19 protein-coding genes are annotated in these 19,467 nt (G+C 63.0%); 9 read left to right on the top strand and 10 right to left on the bottom strand.

The genetic code is table 11. The annotated features are described in order from the left end of the window. Positions 1-118 precede the first annotated feature (118 nt). From AC58X1_RS22485 to lnt, 4 genes are read left to right on the top strand one after another with little or no spacing between them, the layout of a single operon-like run. Positions 119-1,111 (top strand): PhoH family protein, encoded by a 993-nt coding sequence (locus AC58X1_RS22485; protein ID WP_101322248.1) that lies wholly within the window; start codon positions 119-121, stop codon positions 1,109-1,111. Continuing rightward, positions 1,104-1,592 (top strand): rRNA maturation RNase YbeY, encoded by a 489-nt coding sequence (gene ybeY, locus AC58X1_RS22480; RefSeq protein WP_101322249.1) that lies wholly within the window; start codon positions 1,104-1,106, stop codon positions 1,590-1,592. The genes AC58X1_RS22485 and ybeY overlap by 8 nt, the downstream gene beginning before the upstream one ends. 5 nt (positions 1,593-1,597) lie before the next feature. Further along, positions 1,598-2,437, top strand: coding sequence for a CorC family transporter (locus AC58X1_RS22475; RefSeq protein ID WP_101322250.1), 840 nt, complete (start codon positions 1,598-1,600; stop codon positions 2,435-2,437). An 8-nt stretch (positions 2,438-2,445) separates the two neighbouring features. Beyond that, positions 2,446-3,963: an apolipoprotein N-acyltransferase gene (gene lnt, locus AC58X1_RS22470; RefSeq protein ID WP_312391693.1), complete on the top strand. Its 1,518-nt coding sequence runs from the start codon at positions 2,446-2,448 to the stop codon at positions 3,961-3,963. 182 nt (positions 3,964-4,145) lie between these two features. Here lnt and AC58X1_RS22465 read toward each other — a convergent pair whose 3' ends face one another. Both AC58X1_RS22465 and AC58X1_RS22460 read right to left on the bottom strand, forming a co-directional pair. Then, a complete protein-coding gene (locus tag AC58X1_RS22465; protein WP_101322252.1) occupies positions 4,146-4,907 on the bottom strand; it encodes a YdcF family protein in 762 nt (253 codons plus the stop codon). Between the two features lie 133 nt (positions 4,908-5,040). Further along, complete coding sequence (locus AC58X1_RS22460; RefSeq protein ID WP_101322253.1) at positions 5,041-5,355, bottom strand: hypothetical protein; 315 nt, start codon at positions 5,353-5,355, stop codon at positions 5,041-5,043. A 239-nt stretch (positions 5,356-5,594) separates the two neighbouring features. Here AC58X1_RS22460 and leuS point away from each other — a divergent pair, with 239 nt between their 5' ends. The 5 genes from leuS (at position 5,595) to AC58X1_RS22435 (ending at position 11,688) form a co-directional block, all read left to right on the top strand. Further along, positions 5,595-8,201 carry a leucine--tRNA ligase gene (gene leuS / locus AC58X1_RS22455; RefSeq protein ID WP_150570970.1) on the top strand — a complete coding sequence of 869 codons (2,607 nt, stop codon included), beginning with the start codon at positions 5,595-5,597 and terminating at the stop codon, positions 8,199-8,201. Between the two features lie 61 nt (positions 8,202-8,262). Continuing rightward, on the top strand, positions 8,263-8,868 hold the full coding sequence (locus AC58X1_RS22450; protein WP_101322255.1) for an LPS-assembly lipoprotein LptE: 606 nt from the start codon (positions 8,263-8,265) through the stop codon (positions 8,866-8,868). Positions 8,869-8,907: 39 nt separating this feature from the next. Then, positions 8,908-9,945: a DNA polymerase III subunit delta gene (gene holA / locus AC58X1_RS22445; RefSeq protein WP_101322256.1), complete on the top strand. Its 1,038-nt coding sequence runs from the start codon at positions 8,908-8,910 to the stop codon at positions 9,943-9,945. A gap of 203 nt (positions 9,946-10,148) precedes the next feature. Next, positions 10,149-10,313: an alternative ribosome rescue factor ArfA gene (gene arfA / locus AC58X1_RS22440; protein ID WP_101322257.1), complete on the top strand. Its 165-nt coding sequence runs from the start codon at positions 10,149-10,151 to the stop codon at positions 10,311-10,313. A gap of 61 nt (positions 10,314-10,374) precedes the next feature. Then, positions 10,375-11,688 (top strand): lytic murein transglycosylase, encoded by a 1,314-nt coding sequence (locus AC58X1_RS22435; RefSeq protein ID WP_101322258.1) that lies wholly within the window; start codon positions 10,375-10,377, stop codon positions 11,686-11,688. Positions 11,689-11,826: 138 nt separating this feature from the next. Here the strand turns inward: AC58X1_RS22435 and AC58X1_RS22430 are convergent, their stop codons facing one another. From AC58X1_RS22430 to rodA, 8 genes are all read right to left on the bottom strand, one after another. Continuing rightward, positions 11,827-12,765: a S66 peptidase family protein gene (locus AC58X1_RS22430; protein ID WP_497429477.1), complete on the bottom strand. Its 939-nt coding sequence runs from the start codon at positions 12,763-12,765 to the stop codon at positions 11,827-11,829. 144 nt (positions 12,766-12,909) lie between these two features. Then, positions 12,910-13,926, bottom strand: coding sequence for a lipoyl synthase (lipA, locus tag AC58X1_RS22425; protein WP_101322260.1), 1,017 nt, complete (start codon positions 13,924-13,926; stop codon positions 12,910-12,912). A 2-nt stretch (positions 13,927-13,928) separates the two neighbouring features. Next, positions 13,929-14,576: a lipoyl(octanoyl) transferase LipB gene (gene lipB / locus AC58X1_RS22420; protein WP_497429476.1), complete on the bottom strand. Its 648-nt coding sequence runs from the start codon at positions 14,574-14,576 to the stop codon at positions 13,929-13,931. Further along, a complete protein-coding gene (locus AC58X1_RS22415) occupies positions 14,576-14,851 on the bottom strand; it encodes a DUF493 domain-containing protein (RefSeq protein ID WP_101322262.1) in 276 nt (91 codons plus the stop codon). The genes lipB and AC58X1_RS22415 overlap by 1 nt, the downstream gene beginning before the upstream one ends. A 74-nt stretch (positions 14,852-14,925) precedes the next feature. Then, positions 14,926-16,086, bottom strand: a complete 1,161-nt coding sequence (locus tag AC58X1_RS22410; RefSeq protein ID WP_101322263.1) for a D-alanyl-D-alanine carboxypeptidase family protein — start codon at positions 16,084-16,086, stop codon at positions 14,926-14,928. 217 nt (positions 16,087-16,303) lie between these two features. Continuing rightward, complete coding sequence (locus AC58X1_RS22405; RefSeq protein WP_150573289.1) at positions 16,304-17,311, bottom strand: septal ring lytic transglycosylase RlpA family protein; 1,008 nt, start codon at positions 17,309-17,311, stop codon at positions 16,304-16,306. Continuing rightward, entirely contained in the window at positions 17,311-18,321 is a 1,011-nt protein-coding gene (gene mltB, locus AC58X1_RS22400) for a lytic murein transglycosylase B (protein WP_101323117.1), read from the bottom strand. Before mltB ends, AC58X1_RS22405 begins: the two co-directional genes overlap by 1 nt. 17 nt (positions 18,322-18,338) lie before the next feature. Next, positions 18,339-19,442: a rod shape-determining protein RodA gene (gene rodA / locus AC58X1_RS22395; RefSeq protein WP_178080848.1), complete on the bottom strand. Its 1,104-nt coding sequence runs from the start codon at positions 19,440-19,442 to the stop codon at positions 18,339-18,341. Positions 19,443-19,467 lie beyond the last annotated feature (25 nt).

The raw sequence follows: 19,467 nt of genomic DNA, 5'->3' as shown, positions 1-19,467 counted from the left end.
TCAATTGGTCGGCAAAAGCACCTGCACCGACCCTTGATCGTTTCAGTGCTTTCGCCACTGTCAGACAAGGGTTATTCTTGAGTTCACCTCTATAGCCGGCGAGCGGCCTAAAACGACCTTGAACGCACCCATAGAACCCCATCGTTTCATCCTCGAACCCTTCGAGGCCCATCGTTTCGCCAACCTGTGTGGCCAGTTCGACGAGCACCTGCGGCTCATCGAGCAGCGTCTGTCCATCCAGATCCGCAACCGCGGCAACCAGTTCGAACTGGTCGGCGAACCCAAGACCACCTCCGCTGCCGAACAGCTGCTGCGCCGTCTCTATCGTGAGACCAAGGCCACCGAGCTGTCGCCGGAAACGGTCCACCTGTATCTGCAGGAGTCGGCGGTCGAACACATCGCCAACCCGGCGGTCAACGAGGTCAGCGTTTCGCTGCGCACGCGCAAGGGCAAGATCACCCCGCGCGGTGCCAACCAGCAACGCTATGTCAAAGAGATCCTCGCCAACGACATCAACTTCGGTGTTGGCCCGGCCGGTACCGGCAAGACCTACCTGGCCGTAGCCTGCGCAGTCGATGCGCTGGAGCGCGAACAGGTGCGGCGCATCCTGCTGGTGCGTCCGGCGGTCGAAGCGGGCGAAAAGCTCGGTTTCCTGCCCGGCGACCTGTCGCAGAAGATCGACCCGTACCTGCGTCCGCTGTACGACGCTCTCTACGAAATGCTCGGTTTCGAGCATGTGGCCAAGCTGATCGAGCGTCAGGTCATCGAGATCGCGCCGCTGGCGTACATGCGCGGTCGCACCTTGAACAACAGCTTCATCATCCTCGACGAAAGCCAGAACACCACGCTCGAGCAGATGAAGATGTTCCTCACCCGGATCGGCTTCGGCTCGACCGCGGTGATCACCGGTGACATCACCCAGGTCGACCTGCCACGCGGCACCAAGTCGGGCCTGACCCATGTCATCGATGTGCTCAAGGACGTGCAGGGCATCAGCTTTACCCACTTCCAGTCCAAGGACGTCGTGCGTCATCCATTGGTGCAGCGCATCGTCGAGGCCTACGACCGTTTCGAGAGCCGCCAGGCCGAGGCACCCGCACGCGATGCTTGAACTCGACCTGCAACGGGCTACCGATGCGGCCAGCCCTGATGACGCCGACTTCCGCCGCTGGTGTGAGCTGGCCTTGCGCCAGCGCACTGCCGATTCGGAAATGACCATTCGCCTGGTCGATGAAAGCGAAGGCCGTGAGCTCAATCACACCTACCGTCATAAAGATTACGCAACCAATGTGTTGTCATTTCCTGCCGACGTCCCCGACGAACTGCTCGATATTCCCCTGCTGGGCGATCTGGTGATCTGCGTGGCCGTGGTCGAGCGCGAAGCGGCCGAACAGGGCAAGGCACTTGAAGCACATTGGGCACACCTGGTTATCCATGGTTGCCTGCATCTGCTTGGCTACGATCACATCGATGATGACGAAGCCGAAGAGATGGAAGCACTGGAACGAACATTGCTGGCAGAACTGGGTCACCCTGACCCGTATGCCGACGACCACCTCCCTACTACCGACATCAGCAAGGAACACGAGTAACCGCCATGAGCGAAGACCGATCGAGCAACGGGCAAAAGTCCTGGCTGGGCAAACTGACCCAGGCTTTTGCCCATGAGCCGAAAAACCGCCAGGAGCTCCTCGAGCTGCTGCGCGAAGCCCATCAGAACAAGCTGCTCGACAGCGAAGCGCTGACCATCGTCGAAGGTGCAATTCAGGTCGCCGACCTGCAGGTACGCGACATCATGGTGCCGCGCTCGCAGATGATCAGCATCAAGGCCAGCCAGACCCCGCGCGAGTTTCTGCCGTCGGTGATCGATGCCGCGCACTCGCGTTATCCGGTGGTCGGCGAAAGCCATGACGATGTGCTCGGGATCCTCCTGGCCAAGGATCTGCTGCCGCTGATCCTTCAGGAGAACGGCGACAGCTTCAACATCAAGGACCTGCTGCGCCCGGCCACCTTCGTGCCGGAGTCCAAGCGCCTGAATGTGCTGCTGCGCGAGTTTCGCGCCAACCACAACCACATGGCCGTGGTGATCGACGAATACGGCGGCGTCGCCGGCCTGGTCACCATCGAAGACGTGCTTGAGCAGATCGTCGGCGACATCGAAGACGAACACGATGTCGAAGAAGACAGCTACATCAAGCCGCTGCCAAGTGGCGACTTCCTGGTCAAGGCGCTGACGCCGATCGAGAACTTCAACGAGTTCTTCGACAGCGAGTTCTCCGATGACGAGTTCGACACCGTCGGCGGCCTGGTGATGAGTGCCTTCGGTCACCTGCCCAAGCGCAACGAAACCACCGAGATCGGCGCGTATCGCTTCCGCGTGCTCAACGCCGACAGCCGCCGCGTGCACTTGCTGCGCCTGACCCCGATTAGCCGTTAAGGAACACCATGCGTTGGATCACCCGCCCCGGCTGGCCCGGTAACCTGCTGGCCATGGCGGCCGGCGCGTCTACCCTGCTGGCCCTGTCGCCGTTCGACCTGTGGCCGCTGGCCCTGCTTGCCGTCGGCCTGTTCTACGCTGGCCTGCGCGAGCTGAGCCCACGCCAGGCCATGGGTCGCGGCTGGTGCTTCGGCTTCGGTCTGTACGGCGCCGGCACCAGCTGGATCTACATCAGCATGACCACCTACGGCGGTGCTTCGCCGCTGTTGGCGGTGCTGCTGCTGGTGGCATTCTTTGCCGCCATTGCCTGGTTCTTTGCCCTGCCCGCCTGGCTCTGGGCGCGCTGGTTGCGCCGGAACGAAGCGCCGCTAGCCGACGCCTTGTGCTTTGCCGCGCTGTGGCTGCTGCAAGAGGCCTTCCGCGGCTGGTTCCTGACCGGCTTCCCGTGGCTTTATTCGGGTTATAGCCAGCTGCATGGCCCGCTGGCCGGCCTCGCGCCGCTCGGCGGGGTGTGGCTGATCTCGTTTGCCCTGGCCCTCAGCGCTGCATTGCTGTGCAACCTGCACCGACTGCGCGCACGCCCGGCATTCATGGCAGTTGGCGCACTGTTGCTGGTGGCGCCATGGGGACTCGGCATGGCCCTCAAGGACCACGCCTGGACGCGCCCTGCCGGCGAGCCGCTGAGCGTCGCCGCCGTGCAAGGCAATGTCGAGCAGGATCTGAAGTGGGACCCGGCGCACATCGACGCGCAACTGGCGCTGTACCGCGACATGAGCTTTACCTCCAAGCGAGTGGATCTGCTGGTCTGGCCCGAGACGGCCGTGCCGGTCCTCAAGGATCAGGCCCAGGGCTACATCGACGTGATGGGACGCTTTGCCGCCGAGCGCAACTCGGCCTTGATTACCGGGGTACCGGTGCGCGAAGTGGTGCATCAGCAACGGCGCTACTTCAACGGCATCACCGTGACCGGTGAAGGCGATGGCACCTACCTCAAGCAGAAGCTGGTGCCGTTTGGCGAGTACGTGCCGCTGCAGGACATGCTGCGCGGGGTGATCGAATTCTTCAACCTGCCGATGTCGGACTTCGCCCGCGGCCCGGATGACCAGCCGCTGCTGCAGGCCAAGGGTTATCAGATCGCCCCGTACATCTGCTACGAAGTGGTCTACCCCGAGTTTGCCGCCAGCCTTGCGGCGCGCAGCGATCTGCTCCTGACCATCAGCAACGACACCTGGTTCGGCACCTCGATCGGCCCGCTGCAGCACCTGCAGATGGCGCAGATGCGTGCGCTTGAAGCGGGGCGCTGGATGATCCGTGCGACCAACAATGGCGTTACCGCGCTGATCGACCCGTTTGGCCGCATCACCACGCAGATCCCGCAGTTCCAGCAGGCGATCCTGTATGGCGAAGTGGTGCCGATGCAGCAACTGACGCCCTACCTGCAATGGCGCTCGTGGCCGCTGGCGATTGTTTGCCTGCTGCTGATGGGCTGGGCGTTGGCCGCCAGGCGCATAGCCAAAACCGTGTGAGCCAACCGCGCAACACCTGCCGGCGCGGTCCCCTGTAGGAGCGGCCTTGTGTCGCGAAAGGCCCGCAAAGCGGGCCCGGGGATCTCGGCGGCGAAGCTGAAATCTGGGGCCGCTACGCAGCCCCTTCGCGACACAAGGCCGCTCCTACAAGGGGCGGTGTAATGAGCGGAAGGCGCATTGCCTCAGTAGAACAGCCGATAACCGATCATACCCGCCACCTCATTGAGCAATTGCCCGCTCTGCCAGACTGCTCTGCTTTCAGGCAGCAGCCCGGCAAACGGCCGCGCATGATCCTGGCCGAGGAAGCCCACCGGCGCCGGCACTACCTCGAAGCCCGCCTGCTCGAAGCTCCAGCGCGAGCGCTGCATGTGCCAGGCCTGGGTCACTACCACCACCCGGCGAATGCCCAACGGCTGCAACAGTTGCGCACTCATCTGGGCGTTTTCCCAGGTGGTTCGGCTGGCCTGCTCCTGCCACTTCACCGTAACGCCAAAGTCATCGCGCAGCCGATCGGCCATCAACTGCGCCTCGCTGGGCGGGGTACCGTAGTGCAAGCCACCGCTGGTCAATACCGGCAAACCAGAGGCCTTGGCCAATTGCGCGGCATAGCGCATGCGCTCCAGCGCGTGCCCGGTAGGTTGATCCTGACCACCCCAGGCAGGATCGCCGCGCTCGCGGCCGGCGCCGAGTACCACGATCGCATCTGCCCGCTGGGCCAGCCCCGACCACTGCGCCAGGCTCAGCGGCGTCTCGGTTTCCAGCTGGCGCGCGACCTGCTCCACCACCAGCGGCAGACTCATCAGCCATAAACCGCCCAGCCCCAACGTAAAGCAGGCAAATGCCAGCCGCGGCCGGCGCTTGCGCAACCACCACGCGGCCAGCAGCAAGATGAACAGCAAGCCAGGCGGCATCAGCCACTGCTTGATAAAGAATCGAATAGGCATTGCCTGCACCTCCTGTGAAGGCGTGCAGACTAAGAGGATCGACACCGAGCGACAAGTAGCGCCCGGCGCCGATCATGCTATGTAGATGATTGAACCGGCGCGCGGCGTTTTGCGCGCCAGCAGGCCAGCACGGCTACCGATGCGGCAGCGTCCTGGATCTGACCGGGGCGACGGAGCGCTTCCTGTCCTTGAGCCAGATGATCTTGGCTGAGCTCGGCTCCGCTGGTTTGACCGCAGCGGCGCTGGCAATGCGGCTCTCTGGAAAGATCTCCAGATAGGCCTTGATCACTTCGAACTCTGCGGGGCTCAGGCCACGCAACTCAAGTTCCGCTGGCATCTCGTCGCGCAATCGCACCGCCGTGCGGGCAGCTTCCAAGGCCAGCCCAAGGCGGTCGATCAAGCGTTCATACAGCTCCGGTTTGCTTGCGGGTAACTGCGACTCTCCCATCCGTTCACCTCATTGAAGATAACGATATCTCCCCCCACACCTGAGCTTAGCGGCGTTGTGCAAAGCAGCAGAGCGCTGCGACCAACGGCCCCCGGCGCCGCTGCGGGCCAATTGGGTTTCCCACGATACACAGCGCTCATGTATGCTACGGCGTTCACTCTCACCGACACCGGAGTGCCGGATGCAGCGAGGTTCCGCTGCCGGGAACAAGGTCTTCTCTCTCTCAGCCAAAAGTAGCCATGCACGAACAATACACGCCCCGTGACATAGAAGCCGCCGCCCAGAAATCCTGGGACGAGCAACAATCGTTCGCTGTTACCGAACAGCCAGGCAAAGACACTTTCTATTGCCTATCGATGTTCCCGTACCCGAGCGGCAAGCTACACATGGGCCACGTGCGCAACTACACCATTGGTGACGTGATCGCGCGCTACCAGCGCATGCTCGGCAAGAACGTGCTGCAGCCGATGGGCTGGGACGCCTTCGGCATGCCGGCGGAAAACGCCGCGATGAAGAACAACGTCGCCCCGGCCAAGTGGACCTTTGAGAACATCGACTACATGAAGACCCAGCTCAAGAGCCTGGGTCTGGCCATCGACTGGTCGCGTGAAGTCACCACCTGCAAGCCGGACTACTACCGCTGGGAACAGTGGCTGTTCACTCGTCTGTTCGAAAAAGGCGTCATCTACCGCAAGAACGGTACGGTCAACTGGGACCCTGTCGATCAGACGGTACTGGCCAACGAACAGGTTATCGACGGCCGTGGCTGGCGTTCGGGCGCGCTGATCGAAAAGCGCGAAATCCCGATGTACTACTTCCGCATCACCGCATACGCAGACGAGCTGCTGGAAAGCCTCGACGAGTTGCCGGGCTGGCCTGAACAGGTCAAGACCATGCAGCGCAACTGGATCGGCAAGTCGCGCGGGATGGAAGTGCAGTTCCCCTATGACCAGGCAAGCATTGGTCATGCCGGCGCACTTAAAGTCTTCACCACCCGCCCCGACACGCTGATGGGCGCGACCTACGTCGCCGTCGCCGCCGAGCACCCGCTGGCTACCCAGGCTGCCCAAGGCAACCCGGCGCTGCAGGCGTTCATCGACGAATGCAAAGGCGGCAGCGTTGCCGAGGCCGACATGGCCACCCAGGAAAAGAAAGGCCTCGCCACGTCGCTGTTCGTCGAGCACCCACTGACCGGTGAGAAACTGCCGGTCTGGGTCGCCAACTATGTGCTGATGCACTACGGCGACGGCGCTGTCATGGCGGTGCCGGCCCACGACGAGCGTGACTTCGAGTTCGCCCAGAAGTACTCGCTGCCGATCAAGGCCGTGGTGCGCACCAGCGCTGGCGACGAAGTCGGCAGCACCTGGGAAGCCGCCTACGGCGAGCACGGCACCCTGATCAACTCCGGCGCCTTTGACGGCCTCGACTTCGCTGGCGCGTTCGACGCCATCGAAGCCGCGCTGATCAGCAAGGAGCTGGGCAAATCGCGCACGCAGTTCCGTCTGCGCGACTGGGGCATCAGCCGCCAGCGCTACTGGGGCTGCCCGATCCCGATCATCCACTGCCCATCGTGCGGCGACGTGCCGGTGCCGGAAGACCAACTGCCAGTCACCCTGCCAGAGAACGTCGTACCCGATGGCGCCGGCTCGCCACTGGCACGCCTGCCTGAGTTCTATGAATGCAGCTGCCCCAAGTGCGGCGCTGCGGCCAAGCGCGAAACCGACACCATGGACACCTTTGTCGAGTCGTCCTGGTACTTCGCCCGTTACGCCTCGCCGAACTACGAAGGTGGCATGGTCGACCCGAAAGCGGCCAACCACTGGCTGCCAGTCGATCAGTACATCGGTGGCATCGAGCACGCCATCCTGCACCTGCTGTATGCGCGCTTCTTCCACAAGCTGATGCGCGATGAAGGCCTGGTCACATCGAACGAGCCGTTCAAGAACCTGCTGACCCAGGGCATGGTTGTTGCCGAAACCTACTACCGCGTAGCCAGCAATGGCGGCAAGGACTGGTTCAACCCGGCTGATGTCGAGCTGGAGCGCGACAGCAAGGCCAAGGTCATCAGTGCTCGCCTCAAGACCGACGGCCTGCCGGTGGAAATCGGCGGCACCGAGAAGATGTCCAAGTCGAAGAACAACGGCGTCGACCCACAGTCGATGATCGACGTCTACGGCGCCGACACCTGCCGCCTGTTCATGATGTTCGCCTCGCCGCCGGACATGAGCCTGGAATGGTCCGATTCCGGCGTTGAAGGCGCAAGCCGCTTCCTGCGTCGCGTCTGGCGCCTGGCCCAGGCCCATGTGAGCCTCGGCTTGCCGGGCAAGCTGGACACTGCGGCACTGGATGACGGGCAAAAGGCGATCCGCCGCGCGATTCACGTGGCGATCAAGCAAGCCAGCAGCGATGTTGGCCTGCACCATAAATTCAACACTGCCATCGCCCAGGTGATGACCGTGATGAACGTACTGGAAAAAGCCCCGACCGCTACCGCCCAGGACCGTGCCCTGCTGCAGGAAGGCCTGGAAGCAGTCACCCTGCTGCTGGCACCGATCACCCCGCACATCAGCCATTCGCTGTGGCAGCACCTGGGCCACAGCGAGGCGGTGATCGACGCCACCTGGCCGAGCGTGGATGAAAGCGCCCTGGTGCAAGACAGCGTGACACTGGTGGTACAGGTCAACGGCAAGCTGCGTGGTCAGGTCGAAATGCCCGCCACTGCCAGCCGCGAAGAAGTCGAAGCTGCGGCGCGCGCCAACGAAAACGTGGTGCGCTTCACCGACGGCCTGACCATTCGCAAGGTCATCGTGGTTCCAGGCAAACTGGTCAACATCGTCGCCAACTGATGGCAACGCTCGCCCGCAGGCACTGCGGGCGAGCGGAATCGGCCCACAAGGGAGCTTCAACATGATCAAACGCAATCTGCTGGTAATGGGCCTGGCCGTCATGCTCAGCGCCTGCGGTTTCCAGCTGCGCGGCACCGGCACTACCGAGCTGACCATCAAGGAACTTGATGTCAGCGCGCGTGACGCCTACGGCCAGACCGTTACCCAACTGCGCCAGGTACTTGAGCGCAGCGGCGTCAGCCTGCGCAGCGGTGCGCCGTATCGCCTGTCGCTCGACAACGAGCAGCAGACCCAGCGCGCAGTCACCTACAGCAGCGGCAGTCGCTCGGCCGAGTACGAACTCACCACCGTGCTCAACTACAGCATCAACGGCCTGAACAACGTGCCGCTGCTAAGCGACAAGCTCGAAGTGCGCAAGATCTACGTGCGTGACGGCGACAACATCACCGGTTCCGACCAGGAAGGCACCCAGACCCGCGACGAGATGCGCCGTGATCTGGTCCAGGCCATGGTCGTACGCCTGCAGATGCTGACCCCAGCTCACCTCGACGAACTGCAGCAGCAAGCGGATCAACGTGCCAAGGCTGAAGCCGAAGCCGCCGCAGCCGCGCAGCGCTATCGTGACGAAACCCCGCAGCAGTCGCCACTGGAAATCCCGGGCACCTAAGCCCGTGCGGGGCACCGCCAGGTGCCCCGACCTCTGCTCATGAAGCTCGCCCCCGCCCAACTCAACAAGCATCTGCAAGGTACTCTTGCGCCTGTCTATATCGTCAGCGGCGATGACCCGCTGCTGTGCCAGGAGGCCGCCGACGCGATTCGCGCCGCCGCCCGCCAGCAGGGTTTTGACGAGCGCCAGGTGTTCAGTGCCGATGCCAACTTCGACTGGGGTACGCTGCTGCAAGCCGGTGCCAGCCTGTCGCTGTTCGCCCAGCGGCGCCTGCTCGAGTTGCGCCTGCCCTCGGGCAAGCCTGGTGACAAGGGCGCGGCGGCGCTGATCGAGTACTGCTCGCGGCCCGCTGAAGACACTTTGCTGTTGATCAGCCTGCCCAAGCTCGACGGCAGTGCGCAGAAAACCAAATGGGGCAAGGCGCTGGTCGAGGGCAGTCAGTGCCAGTTCATCCAGATCTGGCCGATCGATGCGCAGCAGTTGCCACAGTGGATCAATCAGCGCTTGGCCCAGGCCGGGCTGTCCGCCCAGCGGGATGCGGTCGATCTGATTGCGGCGCGGGTCGAGGGCAACCTGCTCGCAGCCGCCCAAGAGATCGAAAAGCTCAAGCTGCTCGCCGAAGGCAACCAGATCACCGTCGAAACCGTGCAGAGCGCGGTGGCAGACAGTGCTCGCTTCGATGTGTTTGGCCTGGTCGATGCCATTCTCAAAGGCGATGCGACCCATGCCCTGCGCATGCTTGAAGGCCTGCGCGGCGAGGGCGTCGAGCCCCCGGTGATTCTCTGGGCGCTGGCCCGCGAGCTGCGCCTGCTGGCGGGTATCGCCTTGCAGTTCAGCCAGGGCATCCCGCTCGACAAAGCCTTCAGCCAGGCGCGTCCGCCGGTATGGGACAAGCGCCGGCCACTGGTCAGCAAGGCCCTGCAACGGCTGTCGGCGCAGCGCTGGGCGCAGTTGCTGCAGGATGCTCAGCGTATCGATGCGCAGATCAAGGGCCAGGCGCCTGGTTCGCCTTGGACGGGGTTGACGCGGTTGGCGCTGTTGATGGCTGGGCAGCGATTGGTATTGCCTTCGGAATAGCCGGGGCCGCTTTGCGCCCCTTCGCGGGTGAACCCGCTCCCACAGGGTTTTGCAGCGCCGCCGTACCTGTGGGAGCGGGTTCACCCGCGAAGGGGCGCAAAGCGGCCCCAACAATCTCGACCATATACACAATCAATTGGCCCCACCCCGCGCCAAGCCCTAAAGTCCGCCCCGCACACCCACCCAAGCCGGGGAACCCCGCCATGAGCAAAAAGCCGCAAAAGCACCGCCCCAACAAAGCCAAGTCGATCATTGCCCAGCCGCTGTTTCGCAGCCGCCAGGAGCAACCAGACAAAGGCAAAGGCAGCTACCGCCGCGAAGCCTTCCAATCGAGAGATTGGGAGGTTTCTTACTTTTTGGCCGCATGAAAGCATCCAGCGCGCAGGCATGATATGGTCGCTACCTGACCTGTAATTCCTGGATCTGTGCATGTCCCTCAGTCTGTTCCCACGCTGGCAACCACGCCAGCTGATCGCGGCCTCCAGCCTTATCCTGCTGGTCGCCTGTGCGGAAAAACCTACCGCCGCCGACGCCGTGCCACTGGCTCCTGCCCAGCCCGCACCGGTGGTTACCCTGCCCACCAGCAACGCCGACATCAACGCTGAAATCCAGCCAGTGCAGAGCTTTGCCCAGTGGCAGGCCGGTTTCCGTCAACAAGCGTTGCAGGCCGGCATTGATGCCGGGCTGTTCGACCGCGTGTTTGCCGGTGTCACGCCGGACATGGACGTGATCAAGGCCGATCGCAGCCAGCCCGAGTTCAGCCGCCCGGTGTGGGAATACCTCGACGGCGCGCTGTCGCCGCTGCGGGTGCGCAACGGCAAGAAGCTGCTGGAACAGAACGCCGAGCTGCTCACGCGCCTGGAACAACGCTATGGCGTGGACCGCCAGGTGCTGGTGTCGGTGTGGGGCATGGAGAGCAACTTCGGCCAGTTCCAGGGCAGCAAATCGGTAATCCGCTCGCTGGCGACCTTGGCCTATGAGGGCCGCCGCCCACAGTTTGCCCAGGACCAGCTGATCGCGGCGTTGCAGATCCTGCAGAACGGCGACATTCAGCCTGAGGCCATGCGTGGCTCGTGGGCCGGGGCGATGGGCCAGACCCAGTTCATCCCGACCACCTACAACACCCATGCCGTCGACTTCGACGGCGACGGCCGCCGCGACATCTGGAACAGCACAGCCGATGCCCTCGCATCGACCGCGCATTACCTGCAGAGCTCGGGCTGGAAGCGTGGCCAACCGTGGGGCTTCGAAGTCCAGGTGCCGGCCGATTTCGACTTCTGGATCGCCGATGGCGCCCAGCGCAAGACCGTCAGTGAATGGCTGCAACTGGGCGTCAAGCTGCCCAATGGCACCCAGCTGCCAGCGGGCAGCAATCAACTCTCGGCGGCGCTGCTGCTGCCGGCCGGCGCACGTGGCCCGGCGTTCCTGGTGCTAGACAACTTCCGCGCCATTCTCAAGTACAACAACTCGTCGTCCTACGCGCTGGCGGTAAGTCTGCTGGGCGATCGTTTCTCCGGTTGGGGCTTCATTGCCGGCAGCTGGCCCAAGGATGACTTGCCATTGAGCCGCAGCGAGCGCATCGAGCTGCAGAACCTGCTCAATGCGCGCGGCTATGACGCGGGCAATGCCGACGGCATCATCGGCGCCAATACCCGCAAGGCCATCCGTACCGCTCAGCAGGCGCAGAACATGCCCGCTGACGGCTACCCGACGCACAAGCTGCTCGAGAGTTTGCGTCAGTAGTGAGATTGCCGGGGGCTGCTTCGCAGCCCTTTCGCGACACAAGGCCGCTCCTACAGGGACCGCGTAAAATTGACGTGCGCGGCCAACTGTAGGAGCGGCCTTGTGTCGCGATAGGGGCGCAAAGCGCCCCCGGCAATCTCAAGCCCTGAACAAATCCTGCTGCAGCACCAGTGTCTGCATGTCGCTGTCGAGCCGTACCTGAGCGCCCAGCGGCAGGCACAGGTTCGGATCGCAATGGCCACTGCGCCAACCGGCCAGTACCGGCACCCCCAGCGGCGCAAAAATGTCCTGCACCAGCGGCGTCATGGCGGCCACGGTAATCCCGGCAAAGTCACCCACCAATACCCCGCGCACGCCCTGCAGCTTGCCTGCCAGGTGCAGTTGCGTGAGCAGCCGGTCAACCCGGTACAACGGCTCGTTGACGTCTTCGATAAACAGGATGGCGCCGTCGGTGTCGATCTCCCCAAGCGTACTCAGCGTCGCGCCGAGCATCGACAGATTGCCGCCCAGCAGGCGCCCGCTGGCAACGCCTGGCAGCACTGAGGTCAAGGGATAAGCATGGGGATGGACGAGTGCATCGCCCTGCCCCACTTCACCGCGCAATTGCCGCAGCAGCGAGCTGACTGTCGGTTCAAGCTTGCCGCCCAGCAGGTCGGCGTTGAGCATGCCACCGTGAAAACTGACCAACCCGCAGTAGCGGTTGATCGCGGTGTGTAGCGCGGTGATGTCGCTGTAGCCAATCAAGGCTTTGGGGTTGCGGGCAATCAGCTCGAAATCGATCTGGTCGAGCAGGCGCATGCTGCCGTAGCCGCCGCGCATGCACAGAATGGCGTCCACCTGCGGATCGGCGAATGCAGCATGCAGGTCATCCAGCCTTTGCTGGTCAGTACCGGCCAGATAACCCTGGCTGCTGCTCACGCTGGGATATAGCCGGCACCGATAGCCACGCTCGTTGAACCACTGCTGGGCCTTGTCGGCATCCAGCCGCGCCGGCCCTGCCGGGGCAATCACCGCAAAACAGGCATTCGCTGCCAGCTTTCGCGGCAATAGTGAACCTAGGTGTTCAGCACAGTCCATCCAGCAACTCCTTGAAAGCATTTGCAGATCAATGGGCAGCAACAATGGGCCAGCCCGAGATCGTTGCCCACAGGGTACAGATCCCCCAACAAAAATGCCGATGGCACCTCCCGGCGCGCATCGGCATTGGCCCAGCGGATCAGCTTACAGCTTGATCTTGGCTTCGTGCGCCTGCTGGTCAGCGTGGTACGAGGAACGCACCAGCGGCCCGGAGGCGACGTTCTTGAAGCCCATCTTGTGGCCTTCTTCAGCGAACCAGGCAAAGGTGTCCGGGTGCACGAAACGCTGCACCGGCAAGTGGCTGCGCGATGGCTGCAGATACTGGCCGAGGGTCAGCATGTCGATGTCATGCTCGCGCATGCGCTGCATCACTTCGATCACTTCTTCGTCGGTTTCGCCCAGGCCGAGCATCAGGCCAGACTTGGTCGGTACGTGCGGCACCAGTTGCTTGAACTTCTGCAGCAGGTCCAGCGACCAGTCGTAGTCCGAACCCGGACGCGCGGCCTTGTACAGGCGCGGTACCGTTTCCAGGTTGTGGTTGAACACATCTGGCGGCTCTTGAGCGGTGATCGCCAGGGCCACGTCCATGCGCCCGCGGTAGTCCGGCACCAGGGTCTCGAGCTGCACGCCCGGGGACAGCTTGCGGATCTCGCGAATGCAGTCGGCGAAGTGCTGGGCACCGCCGTCACGCAGGTCGTCGCGGTCTACCGAGGTGATCACCACGTACTTCAGACGCAGGTCGGCGATGGCCACGGCAAGGTTCATCGGCTCGTCGGCATCCAGTGCTTTCGGCCGGCCATGGCCGACGTCGCAGAACGGGCAACGACGGGTGCAGATGTCACCCATGATCATGAAGGTGGCGGTACCACCCGAGAAGCACTCACCCAGGTTCGGGCACGAGGCTTCTTCGCAGACGCTGTGCAGCTTGTGCTTGCGCAGCAGTTGCTTGATACGGTCGACTTCCGGCGAAACCGGGATGCGCACGCGGATCCAGTCAGGCTTCTTCGGCAGCTCGTCGGTAGGGATGATCTTTACCGGGATGCGCGCGACCTTGTCGGCGCCACGCAGCTTGACCCCAGCTTCGACCTTCTTCGGCGCCGGGCGCGGGGTCACGTCATGGGTGGTGATCAGGTTCGGCACGGCTTCTTGCACAGTTGTCATATTCAGTCGATTCCGCCCGTAAGGGTCGTCTGCTCAGCATAGTCGAGGTGCTTGACCAGCTGTCCACGCAGCCTTGTCCTGACCTCGGTGAGTTCGATCGGACCTGCCAGATCACGCAGCTGGGTCATCGCCAGCCCCGCATAGCCGCAGGGATTGATTCGGCGGAATGGCGCAAGGTCCATGTCCACGTTCAGAGCAAGGCCGTGAAAGGTACGGCCGTTGCGGATTCGCAAGCCGAGCGAGGCGATCTTGGCCCCGTCAACATAGACTCCGGGCGCATCGGCCTTGGCCGCCGCCACAACGTCATAACTGGCCAGCAGATCGATCAGGCTGTTTTCGATCCGGGTAACCAGTTCACGCACGCCAAAACCAAGCCGGCGCACATCAAGCAACAGGTAAGCCACCAACTGCCCGGGGCCATGGTAGGTCACCTGGCCACCGCGGTCGCTCTGCACCACCGGGATATCACCCGGCACCAGCAGGTGCTCGGCCTTGCCAGCCTGGCCCTGGGTGAACACCGGCGGGTGCTCGACCAGCCAGACTTCGTCCAGGCTGTCGGCACAACGCTGCTCGGTAAAACGCCGCATGGCCTCCAGCACCGGTTCATAGGGCTGCAGGCCAAGCTCGCGGATACCGAGGCTGGCCGGCATCAGAGCACCATTTTCACAATGCCGGTAGCACGCAGGGCGCTGTTGATGTCGTGCAACTGGTCTTCGCTGGTCGCCACGATGTGCAATTGCACGGTGGTGTACTTGCCTTCCTTGCTCTGGCGCTCGGCCAGGGTCGACATGTCGACCTCAGCGTGTTTCTTCAAAATCTCGATGACCGTGTTCTTGAAATTGACCACGGTATCGCCGATCACCTTGATTGGGTAATCAGCGCAGGGGAATTCGATCTTGTGCGACTTGACGTCAGCTTCGCTCATGCGGAAACGGCCTCGTAAGCCGTGGCAACAACAACGCTCCCGCCGGATTGGCGGGAGCGTGGCAGGTCACGTTATCAGTTGAACAACCCGTAGAAGAATAGACGAATGCTATCCCACATACGGCGCAAGATACCACCTTCCTCAACGCCGTCGAGGGCGATCAGGTCGGCGCTGTGAACCACTTTCTCGTCAAGTTTGACTTCGACTTTACCGATCACGTCACCTTTGGCGATGGGCGCGGTCAGCTGTGGGTTCATGGTCATCGAGGCGGCCAGGCGCTTCAATTGGCCTTTGGGCATGGTCATGGTCAGGTCGTTGGCCAGACCGGCCTTGACCTGGTTGGTCGCGCCTTTCCATACCGGCGCCTGAGTCAGCTCGGTGCCCTTCTGGTAGAAGGTCTGGGTCTCGAAGAAGCGGAAGCCGTAGGTCAGCAGCTTTTGCGTTTCGGCGGCACGCGATTGCTCGCTGTTGGTACCGAACACCACGGCGATCAGGCGCTGGCCATCACGTACGGCGGAGGCGACCATGCAGTAGCCGGCTTCGTCGGTGTGGCCGGTTTTCAGGCCATCGACGGTCTTGTCACGCCACAGCAGCAGGTTGCGGTTGGGCTGCTTGATGTTGTTCCAGAAGAACTCTTTCTGCGAGTAGATCGCGTAGTGAGCCGGGTCTTCGTTGATGATCGCGCGAGCCAGCAGGGCCATGTCGTGGGCCGACGAGTAATGCTCGGGGTGCGGCAGACCGGTCGGGTTCATGAAGTGGCTGTTGCTCATGCCCAGATCGGCAGCAGTCTTGTTCATCATGTCGGCGAAGGCATCTTCGCTGCCGGCGATGTGTTCGGACAGAGCGACCGAGGCATCGTTGCCCGACTGGATGATGATGCCGTGCAGCAGGTCGCTAACGGTAACCTGGCTGCCTACCTTGATGAACATCCGCGAACCGCCGGTACGCCAGGCGTTTTCACTGACGGTAACCGGGTCGTTCTCGCCGATCTGGCCACGACGAATGTCGAGGGTGGCGATGTAGGCGGTCATCAGCTTGGTCAGGCTGGCTGGCGGCAGGCGCTCGTCACCGTTGTTTTCGACCAGCACGTTGCCGCTGGACGCGTCCATGAGTACGTAGGACTTGGCTGCCAGCTGTGGTGGGGCTGGCATCATCTGCTCTGCTGCAAAGGCAGCAGGGGTGATCATCAGCAGGACAGGCAGGCAAAGTCGTTTGGCAAGGTTGGTGATGTTCATCCGTCTCTCGAAAATCGCTAATGGTCTGATGTTCCGTGGGCTCGAAGCCCAACGCCCAGTCAGTCTAGTTATGTGAGCTGCGTGGCAGCCCAGGAGCCTGGCGCGGGGCCTGGCGGGGCAAAAACGGCCATTGTACATGGCCGCGCCGGGCAATTCATGACAAAACGGACAGCCCGACGCCCACTTCAGGCCGCAGCGGGCGCCGTGAGTTCCGCGTTCAGTCGGTGACCAGCTTGGCCTGGCCGAGATTGGCCAGGCGCACGCTGTCTTGAGTCTGCTGCACTTCACCCTGGCTGCTCATCGGCCCCAGGCGCACGCGGTGCAGGGTCTGCTGGTTACGCACGATCGAGCTGATGAACACCGGCGCGCTGACCATGGTGCTCAGTTTCGAGCGCAGCAGCTCGGCGGCATCCGGGTTGGCGAAGGCGCCGACCTGGAGGAACATGCCGCCGGTGTTGCTCGGCACGCTGTTGCTGGCGATCTGCACCGGCACCACGGCAGCGGCATGCTGCTGCGCTGGCGGTGTCCACTGCTCGACCTTGCCGGTGCTGGCGGGCAGCGGCTGCGTCTGCGCGACCTGCGGCTCTTTCAGCACCAACGGCGCCTGCTGGCCGCGCTGGGCCCACCACTGCTGCGGGTCGATGCCTTCAACGCGCACCCGCGCGGTGCCGGTTTCGGCGTAACCGAGCTTCTTGGCGGCGGCGTACGACAGGTCGATGATCCGGTCAGAATAGAACGGGCCGCGGTCGTTGACCCGCAGGATCACGCTGCGCTGGTTGTCGAGGTTGGTCACCTTGACGTAGGCCGGCAACGGCAGGGTCTTGTGCGCCGCGCTCATGCCGTACAGGTCATAGACCTCGCCGTTGGCGGTGTTCTGACCGTGGAACTTGGTGCCGTACCACGATGCAGTACCCTCGGCGCGGTAGTTGCGCGATTCCTGGATCGGGTAATAAGTCTTGCCCAGCACCGTGTACGGGTTGGCCTTGTAGTTGCCGGTGTGCACGGTCGGGGTGGCGTCGGGGATCTTGTTGACGTCGACATCCCACCATGGCGCGCCGTCTTTATGCGCGCGGTTGATATCCAGGCCCGGCTGCGAGCGGATGACGTTGCCACCCGCACCGCTGCTCTTGGGTGCAGGCCGGCTCGATGAGCAACTGACCAGGACCGCACTGATGGCGATGCAGGTCAGCAGTTTGAAGGAATGAGTAGTAAACAATCCGCGCATTACTTGACGCCCCGTGCAATGACCAGCTGTTGCGAAAGCTGATGCACGGCCATGGCGTACATCACACTGCGGTTGTAACGCGTGATCGCATAAAAGTTCTTCTGGCCCATCCAGTATTCAGGGCCGTTGTCGCCTTCCAGTTTGAAGGCGGTGACCGGCAGATCATCGCGCAGCGCATCATTGCTCGACCAGCCCAATGCGCGCAATTCGGCGACGGTCTTGACCGGCTCGATGCCGCTGGTCAGGCCTTCGTCGGCACGCTCGCCGCGCACCTGGGCGCGGCTGACCACGCCTTCCCCGGCAACCCAGCCGTGGCGCTTGAAGTAGCTGGCGACACTGCCGATGGCGTCATCCGGGTTGTTCCAGATATTGATATGGCCGTCACCGTCGAAGTCCACTGCGTAGGCGCGAAAGCTGCTCGGCATGAATTGCGGCAGGCCCATGGCGCCGGCGTACGAGCCTTTCAGGGTCAGCGGGTCGAGCTGCTCTTCACGGGCCAGCAGCAGGTACTCGCGCAGCTCCTTGCGGAAGAATTCAGCCCGCGGCGGGTAGTCGAAACCCAGCGTCGACAGGGCATCGATCACCCGGTAGTTGCCGGTGTTGCGACCAAAGAAGGTTTCCACGCCAATGATCGCCACGATCACCTGGGCCGGCACGCCGTATTCCTGCTCGGCACGCGCCAGGGTTGCCTCGTGCTGGCGCCAGAAGTCGACACCACGAGCGATGCGCGCATCGGTGAGGAACATCGGCCGGTATTCTTTCCACGGCTTGACCCGCTCCGCCGGACGCGAAATCGCGTCAAGAATCGACTGCTTGCGCTGCACCTCGCGGAACACGCCCATCAGCTGTTCGCCGGCAAAGCCGTGGTCGCGGGTCATTTCGCCGACAAACTCGGCCACCTGCGGCGAGCCGTCGTAGTCGCCGGCACTGGCCTGCTGGACTGCGCCGAGCAGGCCCATTGCGCCGATCCACGGCGCCCAACGGGCCGCCCAGCTACGCACTGCTTGCATGAAATTGTTCACCTTATTCAAACTTGCGCGATCCATTTGCGGTGGGTGTGGATCGACATCAGAACGCCAAACGCTGACAGCAGCGTCACCAACGAAGTTCCGCCATAGCTAATGAAGGGCAGCGGCACCCCCACCACCGGGAGCAAGCCACTGACCATACCAATATTGACGAACACATAAACAAAGAAGGTCATCGTCAGGCTGCCCGCGAGCAGCTTGCCGAACAGGGTCTGCGCCTGTGCGGTGATGACCAGGCCGCGGCCGATCAGCAGCAGATAAACGATCAGCAGCATGCAGATGCCGACCAGGCCGAATTCCTCGCCGAGCACGGCGATGATGAAGTCGGTGTGGCTCTCCGGCAAAAAGTCCAGGTGCGACTGCGTACCGAGCAACCAGCCCTTGCCGAATACCCCGCCGGAGCCGATCGCGGCCTTGGACTGGATGATGTTCCAGCCGGTGCCGAGCGGGTCGCTCTCAGGATCGAGGAAGGTCAGCACGCGCTGCTTCTGGTAGTCGTGCATTACAAAGAACCACATCGCCACCGCCACCGGCACTGCCGCGGCGATCACACTGATGATCCAGCGCCAGCGCAGGCCACCCATGAACAGCACGAACGCGCCGGAAGCCAGAATCAGCAGCGCAGTACCCAGGTCCGGCTGGCGCACGATAAGAATGAACGGCACGCCGATCAGCACCAGGCTGATCGCCACATGCTTGAGATCAGGCGGCAAGGTGCGCTTGGACAGGTACCAGGCCAGGGTTGCCGGCATGATGATCTTCATGAATTCCGAAGGCTGGAAGCGGATCACTCCGGGGATGTTGATCCAGCGCGTGGCGCCCATGGCGTTGTGACCCATGACGTCGACCACCACCAGCAGCAACACCCCGGTCAGGTACGCCAGCGGCACCCAGCGGGCCATGAAGCGTGGCTCGAGCTGGGCAATGATGAACATCGAGACCAGGCCGATGCCGAACGAGGTCGCCTGCTTGCTCAGCAGGTCCCAGTTCTTGCCGCTGGCCGAATACAGCACGAACAGGCTGCCGGCGGCGAGGGTCAGCAGAATGATCAGCAGCGGGCCGTCGATGTGGATGCGCTGAAGAAAGCTCGCGCGCCGACGCATGACGTCTTCGCTGGAGAGCATGCGA

The organism is Pseudomonas sp. PGPR N4, assembly GCF_059693665.1.
The sequence above is the reverse complement of the archived record's forward strand: the minus strand, read 5'-3'. Positions and strand labels throughout refer to the sequence as shown.